Raw genomic sequence first — 17,779 nt, forward strand, 5'->3', positions numbered from 1 at the left:
AGGAAGCATGACTGTGCGCCGTCTGATCGCACCCCTATGGTGTTCACTGCTGCTCCTGCCGCTGGTCGCCTGCGGCCCCGACGACGCCGGCGGCGCGGACCCAGCCGGCCCGGTGGCCGGTGCCGAGCCGAGCATCGCCACCACGGTCGACGGCGACCCGCCGGCCGCCACGCCGGACGAGGAGTCGCCCGCCGCGTCCACCGTCGACGCCTGCGCCCTCGTGTCCAAGAAGGACGCCGAGAAGCTGGCCGGCACCCCGTTGGACGACCCACTGGAGAAGCCGGCGCCAGACCGGGACACCTGCACCTACACCGGTCCGGTCAGCGGCCCGACCGCCCAGGTCGAGGTGTTCGTCGGCCCCGGCGCGAAGAAGTTCCTCGACATCGAGCGCGAACTCGGGCACGAACTGACCCCGGTCAGCGGCGCGGGCGACGAGGCGTACGCCGAGGACGGCACGGTCTTCTTCAGCAAGGGCGGGGTGTGGGTCTCCATCCGGCTGGTCCGCACCGACGACCCGGCGAAGTACCGCACCGCCCTGACAGCCGTGGCCCGTACGGCCGCCGGCCGGCTCTGAGCTCGCGAGGAGGCGACATGCTGGCAGCCGGGTCCCGGGGTCGCCGGGCCATGACAGCGCTGGTCGCGGTGACGCTGTTGCTTCTCGCGGCCTGCGACCGGGGTGGGGCGGGCCCGACGTCACCGGTTCCACCGGCCGGGGGCAGTGGCGCAGACCAGCGGTACGGGGCGGCGCCCGCGCCGGATCGACACGTGACCTACCAGCCCGACGTGGTGTTCGTTGGCGGCGGGGGCGGGTCGGTGCGCGGGCTCTCCGACGACGCACTCACCTGGCGCATCGACCCCGACGCCAGCGGCGCCGACCGGCTCGCCCGGGGGAAGATCATGTTCCTCACCGGGCGGTCGGTCGGGCGGGTGCTCGACGTCCGCCGCGACGGGAACGATCTGGCGGTGACCCTGGGGCCGGTGGACATCACCCAGGTGATCCGCGACGGCACCTTCGCCACCGACGGTCCGGTCTCCCTGGAGAATCCGATCCGCTACGACGCCGGCACGCCGTTCTGGGCCGAGTACGACGCCGAGGCCGGAGCCGGCAGCGGCGGCGGCGGATCGATGACGCCGGTCGTCGGCGTGCCCTTCGCCGTGGCACCGGCGACCGCGGCCGATGCACGAGGGATCGCCGGGTTTCCGGTCACCCCGATCTGCTGCGCGAACGGGGTCGGCGCACATTTCAGCTACAACGGCGGCGGGATCCGCATCACCGGTACGGTCACCCTGCTGATGAAGAGCCCGTCGGCCCGGTTCCACCTGGAGATCCGGGGTGGCACGGTCCGTCGGGCGGAACTGCGGATCGACGGCATGTCCGGGCTGCGGATCGAGATCGCAGGCGCCACCGACGCCGGGCACAACGTCAACAAGCGCATTCCGATCCCCCTGGACTTCAGCGTGCCGGTCGGTCAGATCCTCGGCGTTCCGTTCGCCATCACCGCCAACCAGCTCATCGGGGTGCAGACGGCGTTCAGTTCCAAGGACGGCAACATCAAGGCGGCCGGCGAGTGGTCGCTCGGCGGCTCAGTCGGGTTCGGCTACGCCGACGGCGCCTTCGGCGTCACGAAGCCGTGGAACCTCACCGTCCGCAACAGCATCACCGACTCGATCTACGGGCCATCAGTCGGCGTCAGCGGGATCATCGTCCACTACCAGGCCTTTTTCCGCGCCGGCCTGGGCGTCTTCGGGTTCACCGCCGGGCTGTACGCGACGGTCACCGCCTCGGTGGGGTTGACCGTCGGCTCCGCCCTGGGCGCGCCGATCGAGCTGTGCCGCAGCACCCAGCTCGGCGTGTTCCTGGAGTACGGCGTCGGCTACAGCATCCCAGCCGGCCTGGTGAAGGCGGTCAACACCTTCCTGAGGCTGTTCAACGCCGGCTCGATCGAGGAGAAGGCGGGTATCGGTCGGGTGGACAACGTGTTCAACAAGCTGGACGTCCAGCCGAACGTGAAGATCTGCCGAACCTGACCGCCCTGGCCGGTGTGGAGGATTCGGGGCCATCCTCCACACCGGCCGGTGTGCGTCAGCCCGCGGCGCAGGCCGGGGTCAGGCCGCCGGCGGTGCCGTTGGCCTGGAATCCGAACTCGGTGGACTGCCCGGCGCTGACCCGGCCGTTGTAAGCCACATTCGTCCAGCGCGTCGTTCCGGCGTCAGCGCTGCGGTTGGCGTTCCAGGCGTTGGTGACCGTCGCGCCCGACGGCAACGTGATCGTCACCGCCCAGGAGCTGATCGCCGCTGATCCGGCCGTCACCCGCACCGTCGCCACGAAGCCACCCGTCCACTGGTTCACCGCCACCGTCGCGGTGCAGCCACCGGGTCCCGGGGGCGGAGTCGTCGGGGGCGGAGTCGTCGGCGGCGGAGTGGTCGGCGGCGGGGTGGTCGGCGGTGGGGTCGTCCCGTTGTTCAGCGCGGCGAGTACCGCGTCGTACGCCGGCTTCTTGGCGCCGCCGCTGGTGAACAGCAGCGGGGTCTGCGAGGCCCGCCACGAGTCGCTGTCCCGGATGCCCCAGAAGGTGATGCCGTTACAGCGGGTCACGGCGAGGCAGTCCTGCACGACGCTGCGGTACGTGGCCGCCGACGCCCCCTCGATGTCCAGCTCGGTGATCTGCACATCGACGCCGAGCGCCGCGAAGCTGGACAGCGTGGTGCGGTAGTTGCCGGGGTACGGCGAGCCGCTGTTGAAGTGCGACTGGAGACCGACGCAGTCGATGGGTACGCCACGCTGCTTGAAGTCGCGCACCATCGTGTACACGGCCTGGGTCTTGGCGTGTGACCAGTCGTCGGTGTTGTAGTCGTTGTAGCAGAGCTTCGCGCCGGGGTCGGCCGCCCGGGCGGCCCGGAAGGCCGCCTCGATCCAGTCGTTGCCGGTCCGCTGGAGGTTGGAGTCCCGCCGGGCGCCGGAGCCACCGTCGGCGAACGCCTCGTTCACCACGTCCCACGCGACGACCTGTCCCCGGAAGTGCGTCGCCACCTGCGTGACGTGGTTGAGCATCGCCTGGCGCAGCGCGGTGCCGCTCATGTTCTGCATCCAGCCGGGCTGCTGCGAGTGCCAGGCCAGGGCGTGACCACGCACCTGCATCCCGCGGGTGCGCGCGTGGTTGACGATCTGGTCCGCCGCGCCGTAGCTGAACTGGCCCTGCTGCGGCTCGGTGGCGTCGATCTTCATCTCGTTCTCGGGCGTCACCGAGTTGAACTCGCGGTTCAGGATCGTCGTGTAGGCGCTGTCGTTCAGCTTGTTGGCGGCCACCGCGGCGCCGAAATACCGACCCTGCTCGGCGGCGGACGCACCGAGCGTGGTGCCGGCGGCGGCGGGAGCAGCCAGGACCATCGCCACGCCGGCGGCGAGGGCGCTCACCCCGGTCAGCGCGAGGGCGGCTCTCGATACCGCCTTCCATTGCGCGTTTCTCATCGTGCAACTCCAATCGATGGTGGTGGTGTCCCGAGGGGTCAGGCCACCGAGCAGGCGATGCCGTTCAGAGCGAAGGACGAGGGCTTACCGGTGCCGCCCTCGTGGGTGGCCTGAAAGCCGATGTCGACCGACGCGTTCGGGGCGATGGCGGCGTTGTAGGAGACGTTGCGGGCGGTCACCGCACCGCTCGTCATGGAGTACTGCGCGTTCCAGCCGTTGGTGATGCGCTGGCCGGTGCAGCGCGAACGTCAGGGCCCATCCGTTCACCGCCGTCGCACCGGTGTTGGTGATGGTCACGCTGGCGGTGAGGCCGGTGTTCCAGGCGTTGACCGCGTACCCGATCCGGCAACCACCGCCGGTCGGCGGCGGAGTGGTCGGGGGCGGGGTCGTCGGCGGCGGGGTCGTCGGTGGCGGGGTGGTGGGCGGGGTGCCGGTGTCCAGCCCGAAGAAGCGGATCACCTGCGCCGCGTCGACCGGCAGGTTGTGCGAGACGCCCTGCATGCTGATCGCCTCGACCGGGGCCGTTCCGCCACTGCTCCCGTAGCGGGTGCGGGTGTAGCCGGACTGCGGCGAGTCGGTGTACGTCGGGGTCTGGCTCAGCCCGTGCACGTTGGTCCACTGTTTGACCTGCTCGCCGAAGTTCGGGTAGCGCAGCGTCTCGTCGTTGGTGCCGTGCCAGATCTGCATGCGTGGGCGACGACCCGTGTAACCGGGATAGGCCTCGCGGACCAGATCACCCCACTGCTGCGGGGTTCTGATGAGCTGTCCGTTCGCGCACTCGCTGTTCCACTCCGAGCCGCCCCCGGTGGCGAAGCAGCCGAACGGCACCCCGGCGAAGGACGCGCCGGCCGCGAACACGTCCGGGTAGTCGCCCAGCAGGACGTTCGTCATCATAGCCTCGGACGAGGTGCCGGTGGCGAAGATCCGCGCCGGGTCGGCGGCGAACCGCTGCCGTACGTAGTCGACCATCGACATGAGCCCGACGGGGTCGCTGCCGCCGCCCCGGCGCAGTGCCTGCGGGGAGGACACGTCCCAGCACAGGCTGCTGCGGGTCACCGACGGGTAGATCACGATGAACCCGTACCGGTCGGCGAGGGACGCGTACTGGGTGCCGGAGTGGTACGCCGGACCCGATCCGGTGCAGTAGCGCAGGGCGAGCAGGACCGCCGGCCGGGTGGCCACCCGGTCCGGGACGTACAGGTGCATCCGGAGATTGGTGGGGTTGGTGCCGAAGCCGGTCACCTGGGTAAGCGTCGCCGCCGACGCCGGCGCGGCGAACGTCAACGCGGCGGCGGCCAGTGTGACCACGGCCGTGACGACGCCGAGCGTTCTTGTTTTCAGTGTCATCGTTCGCGATTCCTCAGCAGAATGGCGCATGGAAGGGGAGTAAGTCGAGGACTGCCCTTCGCCCGACCCTGACCGCGGCTCGCGTGACCTTGTCAGCTTCAATCGAGAGAACTCGATTGTCAAGACTTCCGGAAGCCTTTCGGTGGCCGGGGCCGGCTGTGACCTGTGCATCGACGGGCACCGACCGAACCATCGACGGACCTGCCCGGCGAGGTGTTATCGGGATGCTTCCGGAAGCCGCCGGGTCAGTGGATGCGACGCCCGCGCGCGTCCGGCACGCCGGACTTGCGGAAGAAGTAGGTGTTGATCTGATCCCGCCACTCGGTGGCGCTGCGCACCTGCTCGTCGAGGCGCTGCTCCACCCGCTCGTACACGGCGGGGTCGATCAACCCCTTCAACGTCCGCCACCGCCCCCGCATCGCCGCCACCTCCTCGACGCCCGCGAAGTGGGTGTCGTAGATGTGCTGGATGACCGTGGAACCGTTGTGCAGGACGTGCCCGTACGGGACGTGGTGGAAGAAGAGCAGCAGCTCGTCCGGGCACCGCTCGGGCGACTCGAACACCTGGTCCCAGTACGGCGGGTACTGACCGGCGAAGCCGGTGCCCGACGCGCGGCTGCGGTCCACACCCACGCCATCGCGATCCGCGAAGTGGTACGTGCCCCACCGGGTGTACTCGTACCCGTCCACGTCGGGGCCGTAGTGGTCACCGGGATGAACCATGAAGCCGACGCCCAGCGGGGCGGTGTACCGCTCATAGGTGCGCCAGGAGTCGTCCATGACCTCGTGCAGCGTCCGCCCAACCAGCTCCGGGTCGGCCATCGCCGACGGCGGGAAGGTCAGCGCGATCCACTCGTCGAGGACCGCCCGGGGATCCAGCCGGGGATCCCAGGCGAGCCGGCCGACGGTGTACAGGTTCGCCTGCGCCAGCGGGTGCCCGGTCCAGAAGAGGTCGTCGCCGACGTTGGCGACCGCGACCAGGCCACCACCCTCGCCCGCCTCCCCCGCGGCCACGTCGGCGACTGTCCGCCCGCCCGGACCCCACGGCGCGAACCGCAACACCTCGCTCCACCACGGGCCGAGGTGGCAGACGTGGCGCTGCTGGCCGGTGTACTCCTGGGTGACCTGCAACTCCACCGCCAGCCGGGTGGCCGGCATCGCGGCGAGCACCGGGGAGACCGGCTCGCGTGCCTGGAAGTCCACCGGACCGAACTTCACCTGCAGGACCACGTTGGCAGCGAACCGCCCGTCGAGCGGGACGAAGTGGTCGTACGCGGCACGCGCCCGGTCGGTGGACCGGTCCCGCCAATCATGGTGATGGTTGTAGACGAACGCCCGCCAGTGCACCACTCCCCCGTGCGGGGCGAGGGCCTCGGCGAGCAGGTTCGCCCCGTCGGCGTGGTCGCGACCGTAGGTGAACTGGCCGGGTTGCCCCTCGGAGTCGGCCTTCACCACGTAGCCGCCGAAGTCCGGGATGCGCTCGTACACCTGCCGGGTCGTCACGGCCCACCAGGCCCGTACCGCCTCGTCCCTCGGGTCGGCGTTCGGCAGGCCGCCCAGGACCACCGGCGCGGCGAAGGTGACCGACAGGTGCACCCGGATGCCGTACGGGCGCAGCACGTCCGCGATCTCAGCCACCTCGCCGAGCCGGTCGGTGAGCAGCCGCGCCTCGGTCCGGCCCACGTTGACGTTGTTCACCGAGATCGCGTTGATGCCGCAGGCGGCCAGCAGCCGCGCGTACTCCCGGACCCGGGCCAGGTCGCCGCGCGACCGTCCGACCCGCCAGAAGATCGAGCCGCCGGCGTACCCCCGCTCCACCTGGCCCATCACCGGGTGCACGGCCACGTTGTCCCAGTGGTTCAGCATCCGCCGGCGCAGTGCGGGCCGGTGCCGTTCCGCCTGGCGGGTGGTGTCGAACGCCGCCGCGCCGAGCCGGACCAGGTGGAACAGCCCGTACAGCAGGCCGGCGGGCGCGTCGGCCAGCACGGCGGTCACGTCGCCCGCCCGGGCCAGCACGAACCCCTCGGCACCGAGCACCGCGTCGTTGCCCGCCTTCGCCAGCGCCGCCTCCCCCGCTGCCCGCGCCGCCTCCACCGCCGCGCTCGGCAACTCGTCGGCGCCGCGGAGCGCGAGCACCAGATCGACGTCCACGTCCCAGGACGGGGAATGCCACATCCGCCCGCCGTACCGGGCGCAGGCGCGGGCGACCTCGTCGAGCACGGTGTCGACGAGCATCCCGTCGCCTTGCACCAGCACGCGGCGCGAGCCGAGCGCCCGGAACGCCTCCGGCGGGAGCCAGGCGGCGTGCACCCGCGCTTCGTCGGCGCTCACCGGTCCTCCCGCAGCACCACGACCCCGTACGCCGGCAGCCGCAGCGGCTGCCCGGTCTCCGCCCGGTCACCGGTGAGCAGGTCGACGCCGCCGGCCCGGGCGGTGACCTCGACCGGCTCGGTGCGGTGGTTGAGCAGGAACAGCAGCCGCGTCGGGCAGGGCGGTGGCACGGCCGAGCACCGGATCGAGCAGGCGTTGCAGGCCGGCGTACGGCAGCGCGGCCTCCTCGGCCAGGCCGGTCGCAGCCAGCACGGTGCAGTGCTCGGCGGACCGGTGGGCGTAGTCGACCAGCGCGGTGCGGCCCGACCCCGGCTCGCCGCGCAGCAGCAGGGCGCCACCGCCGTCGGTCACGCCGTCGAGCAGGTTCCGGACAGCCCGGCACTCGTCGTCCCGGCCGCGCAGCACGGTTATTTGCACTCTTAATGCAGTAACCATGCATTCAGTGTCACCTATTGGTAACCGGATGGAAAGAGGCGGGCGGTATCGTCCGGGGCCGGCGTCAGCCGGCCGTCACCTCGGCCAGCAGCGCGCCCACGGTGCGGGCCATCACCCCACGGGCCTGGTCCACGCCCAACCCCAGGCCGTCGCGCAGCATCGACCAGGCCGGCCACATGCTCGCCGCCACCAGCGCGTTCAGCAGCTGCTCCCGGCCCCGCCCGGCCTGCGCCAGCTCGGCGGCGAAGAGCTGCTCGACCTCGTCCCGGACCCGGTCGATGTGCTTGAGGCGGTTGCGGTGCAACTGGTCGGAGACCGGCTCGCGCATCTGCGCGGCCCGCGCCGAAGGCGCGATGAGCTGGAGCAGTCGGGCCCGTTGCCGGCAGTACGCGTCGACCCGCTTCGCCAGCGGCAGCCCGGCTGAGACCGGCCGGTAGGCCGCGTCCTGCTGGCGGAGCACCTCCGCGCCGCTCGCCTCGAAGAGCGTCTCCATGTCCTTGAAGTTGGTCCAGAGGGTCCGCAGCGAGATGCCGGCCCGCTCGGCGATGCGCTCCCCGGTCGGCCGGAAGTCCCCCTCGGAGATGAGCGCCAGGTGCGCCTCGACAATGGCCACACGGGTGCGCTCGGCCCGGGCGGTCCGCCCGTCGACCCGGCCCGCGACCTCGACCCCGCCCATCCGCCCCCGCCCCTTCACCGCCATGACGTCCCCCGACGCACCGCCGAGTCTAGACAGGCGGTGATCATCGGCACCCGGGCCGCCGTCATCCGGCGCGGCCGGTCAGCGTGACCCCGCCGTCGCACACGATGGTCTGCCCGGTGATCCAGGCGGCGTCGGCGGAGGCCAGGAAGGCGACCGCGCCGGACACGTCCTGCGGCAGGCCGAGCCGCCCGAGCGGGTACCGCGCGGCGACCTCGTCCTCGCGGCCCTCGTACAGCGCGGCGGCGAAACGGGTCTTCACCACCCCGGGGGCGACGGCGTTGACCCGGACGGTCGGCCCCAGCTCCGCGGCGAGGCTCGCGGTGAGGTGGTTGAGCGCCGCCTTGCTCACCCCGTAGAAGGCGATGCCGGGCGACGGACCGAGGCCGGCGATCGACGAGACGTTGACCACGCAGCCACCCCGGTCGGTCATGCCGGCGGCGCACACCTCCTGCACCCAGCCGAGCGCGCCGACCAGGTTGACGTCGAGGATCTTGCGCGCGGCCGCCAGGTCCAGCCCCAGCAGCGGGCCGTGCACCGGGTTGATGCCGGTGTTGTTGACCAGGAGGTCCACCGGCCCGAACGCCGCGGTGACCTCTCCCACCGCGGCGGCCCGGTGCGCGGCGTCGTCGGCCCGACCGGGCACGGCCACGGCGTACGCCGGCCCGCCGAGGGTGGCGACCGCGTCGGCCAGCGCCTCCGGCCGTCGGGCGGTCAGACCCACGCGCGCGCCCTCGGCCACCAGCCGTTGGGCGATGGCCAGGCCGATCCCTCGACTCGCACCGGTGACGATGGCGACCTGACCCACGAGCCGACCTGAATCTGCATTCACGGTGCAGATACTATGAGCAGCGATCGGTGTCGGTCAACGTCGGGGGAAGCAGCGTCGACTCTCGGGCAGCCCGCACTCGCCAACCGCCGGCCGGCGGCGATCAGATGCGGTCACGACGTCCGGGCAGCCGGACGACCGGGCGTGGTCACGGCGGTGTGCCGCGCGACCACACCCGGTCGACTGCCGGGCGTACGGGTCGTCAGGAGACGGTCGGCACCCCGTTCGCCGGCGGCGCCACCGGGGTGGCGGTGTACTCCTTGACCGGCCCGTCCGCCTCGTCCGTCTCGTACGCCGGCCCGAAGTAGCTCTGCACTCCCCCGCTCACCCGGCTCAGCCGCTGCCCGCCGTAACCGGAGTGGTCGGTCGCCGAGAAGCGCAGCGGCACCAGCCCGGGGCCTTGGAACCCGCCCTTCTGCACGGCCTCGAGCACCTTCTCCCGGGTGAGGTCCTTGCCCGCGGCCAGCAGCGCCTGCACGAAGAGATAGCCGACCGACATGCCGTAAACGATGTTGCCGTCGAACGGCGCGTCCCCGTTGTGCGACTTGTTGATCCTCGTGTAGAGCTGGATCCACGGGTTCGCGGTGTCGTTCTGCATCGGCAGGTAGTTGGTGCCGACCACGCCCTCCAGCAGCGGCGCGGCGGCTCCGAGCTGCTTGGCCAGGGTCGGCTGATCGGCGCCGACGTTGGAGACCAGCCACTGCGTCTTGAAGCCCAGCCGCGCGGCGGTGCCGATGGAGAGCGCGGTGAAGCCGGGCACGGTGGCAAGCACGACGACCCGGCATCCGGCCGCCTTGAACGCGCCGATCTGCGGCGCCACGTTGGTGTTGCTGGTGACGTAGGTCTGCTTCACCGCCACGCCCCCGGCGCCGAGCACCTTCTCCACGCCGGCCAGGCTGTCGCGGCCGAAGTCGTCGTCCTGGCCGAGGAAGCAGAGTTTCTGGCCGGCCAGGTTCGCCTTGGCGTAGTTGGCGAGGATCTTGCCCTCGACCGTGTAGTCCGGGTTGAAGCCGAACGTGCCGGGATACTTGTCCGGCTGGTCCCAGCTGCGGCTGCCGGAGGCGACGAAGAGATCGGGCACCCGGTTGCTCTTGAGGAAGTCGAGCACGCCGGTGTGCGTCGGCGTGCCGAGGCCGTTGAGGATGGCGAAGACCTTGTCCTGCAGGACGAGCTGACGAACCACCTGCTGCGTGTTCGCCGGGTTGTAGCCGTCGTCCATGATCTTGTAGGTGATCTTCCGACCGTGCACGCCGCCGTTGGCGTTGACGTAGTCGAAGTACGCCTTCGTGGCCGGGGCGATCTTCGAGTACCCGGCCGAGGCCGGTCCGGTGAGCGGCATGTGGGTGCCAACGACGATCTCGGTGTCGGTGACGCCCGGCACCGATCCCCCGCCGGGACCGGAACCGTCGTCGCCGCTGCAACCGACGGTGGTGATCAGCAAGGCGATGGTGCTGGCGATCGCAAGACCGCGTCGTGCCGTACGGTGCATGGGAAACACCGACCTTTCTCGGTCCGGTTCTCAATCGAACTTCGGTGGTGGTGGGGCGCCCGGCCGAGGCCGGACAGGGACAGCTCAGGAAGGCCGGGCCGGCCACCGGGCCAGCAGTGCCCGGCCGAGACGCGACAGCAGACCCTGCACGCCGCCGGGTGCGGCGATCATGACGACGATCAGGGTCACTCCGAAGATCGCCAGCGGGAGGTTGCCCTCCAGCCGCTGCGCCACCGCGGGCGAGAGTGTGAACAGCTCGGTCACGGAGTGGGTGAGATCGGGCAGGGCGACGAGCAGGACGGCGCCCCACATTGCACCGGTGAGACTGCCCAGACCGCCGATCACCACGGCCATCAGCAGGAAGAGCGACAGGGTCAGCGAGAACGCGCCGGGCGAGACGCTCTGCGCGAGCACCGCCAGCAGGGCGCCGCCGAGGCCGGCGGTGGCGGCGCTGACCACGAACGCGAGGACCTGGGTGCGGGCCACGTGGATGCCGGCGAGACGGGCGGCCACCTCGTCGTCGCGGACCGCCCGGAAGGTGCGCCCGAAACGACTCCGGATGAGATTGGCCAGCAGCAACAGGGCCAGCAAGGTGGCCGCGCCGGCCAGCCAGAGCTGCCACCGCTCATAGGGGAAGAAGGGGCCGAGCGACACCGGCGGCGGCTCCACCGGCACCGACAGCCCCTGCTCACCGTTGAAGACGCCGTCGAAGGTGACGGCGAGCGCCGGGACGACGACGGCCACGGCGAGGGTGACCCCGGCCAGGTAGGGGCCGCGCAGCCGGGCCGCGGCGACGCCGACCACCGCGCCGACAACGACCGTGCTGAGGATCGCCGCACCGAGCGAGAGCGGCAGCAGCCAACCACCCGTCATCCCCCGATCGGCGAACGCGTTCTGGCAGAAGGCCACGGTGTACGCGCCGGTCGCCATCAACGCGCCGTGCCCGAGCGAGAGCTGGCCGTTGAGCCCGGTGAGGAGGGTCAGCCCGGCGGTGGCGCAGAGGTAGGCCGCCACGGTGGCGAGCTGAAAGTTGCGGAACGGCTCGACGGCGTAGCTGACCCCGACCAGCAGCAACCCGCCGGCGAGCGTGAAGGCGAGGTGGCGCAGCAGGGTGGAGCCGCGTCGCCGGTCGACCGGACGCTCACCGGCGTCGGCCAGCGCCCGCTTGCGCGGCAGGGCCGCCCGGGTGGCGCTCACACCCGCCTCGCCGCGACCGGGGCGAACAGCCCACCGGGCCGGACCAGCAGCACCGCCAGCAGCAGGACCAGCACCGCCAGCGGGGTGAGGTCGCTGCCGGCATAGCCGCTGACATAGGAGAGCAGCAGCCCCACCACGAGGCCGCCGACGACCGCCCCTGGTGGACTGTCCAGACCGCCGACCACCGCCGCGGTGAACGCCGAGACGAAGACCAGGTCCATCGCGTGCGGGTGCAGCCCGAGCTCGGTGGGGATGACCAGCATCGCGGCCAGCGCGCCCACCCCGGAGGCGAGCGCCCAGCCGAGGGTCAGCATGCCGCCGACGTTGACCCCGAGCAGGCGGGAAACCTCGGGAGCGAAGGCCGCCGCGCGCATCCGCAGCCCGACCGGGGTCCGGGCGAACATCCAGGCCAGCGCGCAGACCACCACCCCGATCGTCGCGAAGACGAACAGGTCGTACGGCGAGAGCACGGCGACCCCGCCCAGGCTGAGAGCGGACCGGCTGAACGGCGCCTCGGCCGGCCGGAACTCACTGCCGTACACCATGCCCAGGACGGCCTGGATCAGCAGCACCAGCCCGAGCGCGACGATCACCGGGTTGAGCGGTGACGTGTGGTCGACGAAGCGCATCACGGCGCGGTCGACCAGCGCGCCGAGCAGCAGCCCGGCGACTATCGCGACCACGAAACCCAGCCAGTACGACCCGGTATGCGCGGACACGGTGTAGGCGACGTACGCGGCGGCGACGGCCATCGCCCCCTGGGCGAAGTTGACGACCCGCGCCGCCCGCCAGATGAGCACCAGGGCCAGCGCGAACGCGGCGTACACCGCGCCCCGGGACAGGCCGTCGACGGTGAGGAAGACGAAGCGGTCCAACAGTCCTCCCTCCTGGGGACGAGGTGATGGTCAGAAACCGAGGTACGCGTGCCGTAGGTCGGTGTCGTCGCGGAGCGTGGCGGCCGGGGCGGCGGTCACCACCCGGCCGAGGGACATCACCACGCCCTGGTCGGCGACGGCGAGCGCGCTGCGCACGTTCTGCTCGACCAGCAGCACGGTCAGGCCGGTCTGGTCGCGCAGTTGACGCAGCAGAGCCATCGTCCGGGCGACCACCCGAGGCGCCAGGCCGAGCGACGGCTCGTCGAGCAGCAGCAGGCGGGGCCGGCCGACCAGCGCCCGACCGAGCGCGAGCATCTGCCGTTCCCCACCGGAGAGCTGGTGGCCGAGGTGCCGACGGCGCCGGGCCAGCGGCTCGAAGAGCTGATAGACCTCGTCGAGAGCGCGGCCGGCGTCGGCCCGGTCGCGGCGCCACAGCCCGCCGAGCCGCAGGTTCTCGTCGACGGTGAGTTCGCTGATCACGCCCCGCCCCTCCGGCACGTGCGCCATGCCGCGCCGGGCGAGCTGCTCCACGGGCGTGCCGCGCAGGTCCTCCCCGGCGAGGACGACCTGCCCGGATGTCGGACGGATCATGCCGGAGAGCGCGCGCAGCAGGGTGGTCTTGCCGGCGCCGTTCGCCCCGACGACCGCGGCGATCGTGCCGGCCGGAACGGTGAGATCGACCGCCTGCAGCACGGGCGCGGCACCGTAGCCGGCCACCAACCCGCGCACCACGAGCAGGTCGGAGGCACTCCCCGCACCGTCTTTCGTTCGCGACTGCGGGGCTCGCAAACCCGGCTCACTCCTCGCGCTCACGTGGTGACCTCGTCGACGGCGGCTCCGAGATAGGCGTCGGTGACCGCCGGGTCGTCGCGGATCTCGTCGGGTGTGCCGGCGGCGATCACCCGGCCGAAGTCCAGCACCACGATCTCGTCGCAGACGGCCATCACCAGGTCCATGTGGTGCTCGACCAGCAGCACCGCGCAGGGGTCGGCGTCCCGCCGGGGCAGCTGCCGGACCAGCTCCGCCAGCTCGGTGATGTCGTCGGGCCCGAGGCCACCGGCGGGTTCGTCGAGCAGAAGCAGCCGGGGTCGGGCGGCGAGCGCGCGGGCCAGGGCGACCCGCTGGCGTACGGCGAAGGGCAGCGTGGTCGGCGCGGCGTCGGCGTGCCCGGCGATGCCCAGGCCGTCCAGGATGTCCAGGGCGTGCTGGCGCAGCCGCCGCTCGTCGCGGTCGCTGCTGGGCAGGCCGAGCAGCGCCGGGACGAAACCGGCCCGCGCGGTGTGCGAGGCGCCGGTCATCACGTTCTCCAGCACGGTGAGCCCGGCGAAGAGGCCGGTTCCCTGCAGGGTCCGGGCGATGCCGAGCCGGGTCAGCCGGTGCGGCCGTGGCCGCAGCGGTCGGCCGTCGAGGGTGAGCGATCCCGTCTCCGGCGCGACGAAGCCGCAGATCACGTTGAACAGCGTGGTCTTGCCGGCGCCGTTGGGCCCGATGACGCCCACCACCTGGTTGGGTGCCACCCGCAGCGAGACGTCGTCGAGGGCGGTGAGGCCGCCGAAACGTACGCCGATGTGGTGCAGTTCGAGACCGCGATCCATCACCCATCCCTCTGTTGTGGCGGGTGTTATTTACACTCGCAGTGTACGTTTCTCGGGTACCGCGTCAAGACCTTCAATGCCCCCTGTCGCCGGCACGCGGACGGGGCGGCCGCCACCGGCGACCGCCCCGGGATCGCGATCAGGAACTGGGGCAGGTGTTGCGGTACTCCTGGATCTGCGAGCCGCTCGGGCCGGGGCAGAGGAACTGCTCGTAGCGGGTGTCGTTGTCGACGAACCGCTTCAGCCAGGCGACCATCTGCCGTGCGGTCGGGGTGTTCACCGTCTGCGGGAAGAAGTGGCTCGCCCCGTTCAGCTCCAGGTACGCCTTCTCGGCGGACGCCGGGATGCTGTTGTAGAAGGGCTCCGAGTGCGACGAGACCGGCGCGACGGTGTCGCTCTCGCCGCCGATGATCAGCGTGGGCACCCGGAGCTCGGACCAGCTCTTGTCGGTGTTCCACGGCGAGCGGCACCGCGGCCTGCAGCGACGGCCGTGCCGACGCCGCCTCCAGGCTCCCGCCGCCGCCCATCGAGTGGCCGGCCACCGCGAGTCGACTGCTGTCGATCCGGGTACGCACCGAGCTGCGCTCGACCAGGTAGTCCAACGCGGCGAGCAGTTGCCGGCCGCGGCTGTCCGGCTGGTCCAGCCGGGTGTTGGTCTCGATGCCGATCACCACGAAGCCGTGCGAGGCGAGCCGTGGCCCGAGCCAGCTGATGCTGGACCACGCGGCGGTGAAGCCCGGCGAGATCGCGATGGCGCCGAAGGTGCCCTCGCTGGTGCTGGTCGGATAGTAGATGACGCCGCCGCCGAAGCCGGTCATGCTCAGCGAGGACACGTTCTGCGAGGACACGTTCTGCGAGGACGTGGCGAACGGACCGCGGCTGGCCTCCAGGATCGCGGTGGTCGGGGCCGGGCCCCGCTCGTACGGGTTCTCCGCCGCCTGCACGGCGCCGGAGGGTCCGGCCAGGACGCCGCCGGCGACCAGGGCGGCGGCCAGCGCGAGCCGAACGGCTCGGACGGCCATGGAACGGGGACGGGTGGTGGTTGGTGACGACACGTCGGGCACTCCCTAGAGTCGAGGGATATCGACGTGCGTCAGTTTTGGCGTCACCACCCGGTCCCCGCATCGGTGAAATCACCAGTCCCGGCGGTGGGCCCGCCAGCGAGCCCGGCGCGACCACCGCGACGCCGTGCTCACCGTCGGCATCCGCACCCGGGTGACCGGGGTGCGGACATTCGCGGCGTTTTGACCACCTGACCTGGGGCTTAACCGGACGCCGACGATCTTCTTCGCGGAGACCGAGCAGGTCGCCTTCCACCTCGGCCACCTCCCGCCGGGCATCGACGTCACGAACGACCCGCTGCTGCAGGGCCGGCTGTTCTCGTACGTCGACACGCAGCTCACCCGGCTGGGCGGGCCCAACTTCCCCCAGGTCCCGATCAATCGTCCGCACGCCGCGGTCAACGACATGTTGCGCGACGGCTTCCACCAGCACGCCGTCCACGCGGGGGTCGCGCCGTACCGGCCGAACTCACTCGACGGCGGCAACCCCTTCCCCGCGGGCGACGAGGACCACGCGTTCCTCGACGTGCCGGTGCGGGTCGCGGAGGCACCGAAGGTCCGCGCGAACCCCGTCTCGTTCGACGACCACTTCAGCCAGGCACGCCTGTTCTGGCTGAGCATGTCGCCGGTGGAGAAGGAGCACATCATCCGCGCCTACACCTTCGAGCTCGGCAAGTGCTACCACCAGGCGATCAAGGAACGTCAGCTCCGGTGCCTCGCCAACATCGATCCGGTGCTGTGCGCGCAGGTCGCCACCGGTCTGGGCCTGCCCGCGCCGGCGCCGACCGTGCCGCTCGCCGACGTCGCCCCGAGCCCCGCGCTGTCGCAGGTCGGCGGGGAGTGGCCGGCCGACGGCCGCACGATCGGAATCGTCGTCGACCCCGACACCGACCTCGACGGTGTCGACCAGGTATGCGAAGCCGTCTTCGCGGCCGGGATGGTGCCGCTCCTCGTCGCCCCGCACGGTGGCACGGTGGGTCACCTGCCCGTCCAGCGCACCTTCGCCACAGGTCGATCTGTCGAGTTCGACGCGCTCCTGCTGGCCGGCGCACCGGTGCCCGCCCCGGATGCGCTTCCCGCCCGCGACGAGAGGGCGGGTACGACGGACCGAGCCTCCGTGGACCCCCGCGTGCTGCTCCTCGTTCAGGAGTGCTGGCGGCACGCCAAGGCGGTCGGCGCCTGGGACGGCGGCGTCAGCGTGTTGGAGCAGGCGGGCGTGACCGGCACTCCCGGCGTCGTCTCGGCCGGCTCCGGAGTCGAGGCCCTGACCGCGGTGCAGCGGTTGATGGCTGCGCACCGGGTGTGGGAACGGTTCCCCGCCTCGGTCGCCTGACACGACAAAGCACTGCCGAGGGCTGTCCTCCGGTTCTCCAGGAGGTCAGCTCTCGGCAGCACGGTTCACCCGGCGTTGTCGGGGCTTCTGTTCACAGTGCCCGTGCCAGCGCAACGGCGTCAGCCGATGTCGGCCAGCCGGGGCAGCACCTCGTCGCCGAGCCGTTGGGCGAACTCCACCGGGTGGCGATCTGGCGTGACCTGCACCTCGCTGACGCCGAGCGCGGCGTACGAGGACACCTCGGCGAGGAACGCGTCGACGTCGGCCAGGGGCGGCCGGTGGGCGACGACCGTCTTCTCGATGGTGTCGTAGTCGCGGCCCTCCGCGGCGCAGTGCCCCCGCAGCACGTCCAGCTTCCGCGCCACGTCGTCGGCGCCGGCGGCCGTGCCGAACAGGTTGCAGGCGTCGGCGTACCGGGCGACCAGGAGCAGGGTCTTCTTCTCGCCGCCGCCGCCGATCATGATGGGCGGGTGCGGACGGCTCAACGGCTGCGGCGAGTTGATCGTCTCGGCGAGCTGGTAGTGCCGCCCCGCGAACGGCCCGTTGTCGTCACTCCACATCTGCTGGACGATGCGCAGCGTCTCCTCCAGCCGCTCGAACCGCTCGGCCACCGGCACCACGGGCACGCCCAACCCGCGCTGCTCCCGCTCGTACCAGGACGCGCCGATGCCCAGCCGGGCCCGGCCGCCGGAGAGCACGTCGAGCGTCGTCACGGTCTTGGCGAGCAGCCCCGGGTACCGGTACATCACGCCGGTGACCAGCACGCCCAGCGTCATCCGCTGGGTCTTGGCCGCGACGAAGCCCAGCGTGGTGTACGCCTCCAGCATCGGCTCCTCGGCCGGGGCCACGGCCTCCATCTGGAAGAAGTGGTCCATGACCGTGAAGGACGCGACGCCGGCCTGCTCGGCGGTGGTCGCCGCCTCGGTCAGGGTCGGTGCGATCGCCCCCGCCTCGGCCGGGGTCGAGTAACTCCAGTAGTGCAGTCCGAGTTTCATGCCTCGCGACACCTCCGGAACCAAGCCTAGTGGTCCTGGACGCCAGCGACGGGCCTGTTGATCGACAACGGCGGCGAGTCCGCCCCCGCGGGCAGCGGATCGCGACGGACGCCAGCGGCGGGTTCCA

At 71.7% G+C, this 17,779-nt stretch carries 13 protein-coding genes and 4 pseudogenes; 3 read left to right on the forward strand and 14 right to left on the reverse strand.

Features of this window, described 5'->3' with window-relative positions; genetic code table 11:
* Positions 1-7 precede the first annotated feature (7 nt).
* Positions 8-574: a hypothetical protein gene (locus ACWD6N_RS26550; protein ID WP_387322182.1), complete on the forward strand. Its 567-nt coding sequence runs from the start codon at positions 8-10 to the stop codon at positions 572-574.
* 17 nt (positions 575-591) lie between these two features.
* Entirely contained in the window at positions 592-2,028 is a 1,437-nt protein-coding gene (locus ACWD6N_RS26555) for a hypothetical protein (protein ID WP_387322180.1), read from the forward strand.
* A 55-nt stretch (positions 2,029-2,083) separates the two neighbouring features.
* On the opposite strand, the gene ACWD6N_RS26560 is transcribed toward ACWD6N_RS26555, so the two are convergent.
* From ACWD6N_RS26560 to ACWD6N_RS26620, 13 genes and pseudogenes are all read right to left on the reverse strand, one after another.
* Positions 2,084-3,469, reverse strand: a complete 1,386-nt coding sequence (locus ACWD6N_RS26560; protein ID WP_387322178.1) for an endo-1,4-beta-xylanase — start codon at positions 3,467-3,469, stop codon at positions 2,084-2,086.
* A 38-nt stretch (positions 3,470-3,507) separates the two neighbouring features.
* A pseudogene (locus tag ACWD6N_RS26565) lies at positions 3,508-4,816 on the reverse strand (extracellular catalytic domain type 1 short-chain-length polyhydroxyalkanoate depolymerase).
* Between the two features lie 245 nt (positions 4,817-5,061).
* Positions 5,062-7,146, reverse strand: a complete 2,085-nt coding sequence (locus ACWD6N_RS26570) for an alpha-glucuronidase (RefSeq protein WP_387322176.1) — start codon at positions 7,144-7,146, stop codon at positions 5,062-5,064.
* Entirely contained in the window at positions 7,143-7,316 is a 174-nt protein-coding gene (locus ACWD6N_RS26575; RefSeq protein WP_354962500.1) for a Beta-galactosidase C-terminal domain, read from the reverse strand. The genes ACWD6N_RS26570 and ACWD6N_RS26575 overlap by 4 nt, the downstream gene beginning before the upstream one ends.
* 10 nt (positions 7,317-7,326) lie before the next feature.
* Positions 7,327-7,581, reverse strand: a pseudogene (locus ACWD6N_RS26580) (AAA family ATPase); the annotation flags it as partial.
* Positions 7,582-7,645: 64 nt separating this feature from the next.
* Complete coding sequence (locus tag ACWD6N_RS26585) at positions 7,646-8,257, reverse strand: TetR/AcrR family transcriptional regulator (protein WP_387322800.1); 612 nt, start codon at positions 8,255-8,257, stop codon at positions 7,646-7,648.
* Positions 8,258-8,342: 85 nt separating this feature from the next.
* A complete protein-coding gene (locus tag ACWD6N_RS26590) occupies positions 8,343-9,110 on the reverse strand; it encodes an SDR family oxidoreductase (protein ID WP_449938508.1) in 768 nt (255 codons plus the stop codon).
* 199 nt (positions 9,111-9,309) lie between these two features.
* The gene (locus ACWD6N_RS26595) at positions 9,310-10,596 is read right to left on the reverse strand and encodes an ABC transporter substrate-binding protein (RefSeq protein WP_387322172.1); all 1,287 of its coding nucleotides are present in this window, start codon (positions 10,594-10,596) and stop codon (positions 9,310-9,312) included.
* 84 nt (positions 10,597-10,680) lie between these two features.
* Positions 10,681-11,793, reverse strand: a complete 1,113-nt coding sequence (locus ACWD6N_RS26600) for a branched-chain amino acid ABC transporter permease (protein ID WP_387322170.1) — start codon at positions 11,791-11,793, stop codon at positions 10,681-10,683.
* Positions 11,790-12,668: a branched-chain amino acid ABC transporter permease gene (locus tag ACWD6N_RS26605; RefSeq protein ID WP_354962505.1), complete on the reverse strand. Its 879-nt coding sequence runs from the start codon at positions 12,666-12,668 to the stop codon at positions 11,790-11,792. The genes ACWD6N_RS26600 and ACWD6N_RS26605 overlap by 4 nt, the downstream gene beginning before the upstream one ends.
* A gap of 30 nt (positions 12,669-12,698) precedes the next feature.
* On the reverse strand, positions 12,699-13,406 hold the full coding sequence (locus tag ACWD6N_RS26610) for an ABC transporter ATP-binding protein (RefSeq protein WP_387322798.1): 708 nt from the start codon (positions 13,404-13,406) through the stop codon (positions 12,699-12,701).
* A 71-nt stretch (positions 13,407-13,477) separates the two neighbouring features.
* Positions 13,478-14,263 (reverse strand): ABC transporter ATP-binding protein, encoded by a 786-nt coding sequence (locus ACWD6N_RS26615; protein WP_354962506.1) that lies wholly within the window; start codon positions 14,261-14,263, stop codon positions 13,478-13,480.
* 139 nt (positions 14,264-14,402) lie between these two features.
* A pseudogene (locus tag ACWD6N_RS26620) lies at positions 14,403-15,285 on the reverse strand (alpha/beta hydrolase family protein).
* Positions 15,286-15,520: 235 nt separating this feature from the next.
* Here ACWD6N_RS26620 and ACWD6N_RS26625 point away from each other — a divergent pair.
* A pseudogene (locus tag ACWD6N_RS26625) lies at positions 15,521-16,657 on the forward strand (catalase); the annotation flags it as partial.
* A gap of 119 nt (positions 16,658-16,776) precedes the next feature.
* Here the strand turns inward: ACWD6N_RS26625 and ACWD6N_RS26630 are convergent.
* Positions 16,777-17,652, reverse strand: coding sequence for an LLM class F420-dependent oxidoreductase (locus ACWD6N_RS26630; protein ID WP_354962507.1), 876 nt, complete (start codon positions 17,650-17,652; stop codon positions 16,777-16,779).
* Positions 17,653-17,779 lie beyond the last annotated feature (127 nt).

The sequence above is a fragment of the Micromonospora sp. NPDC005163 genome, from assembly GCF_053599835.1.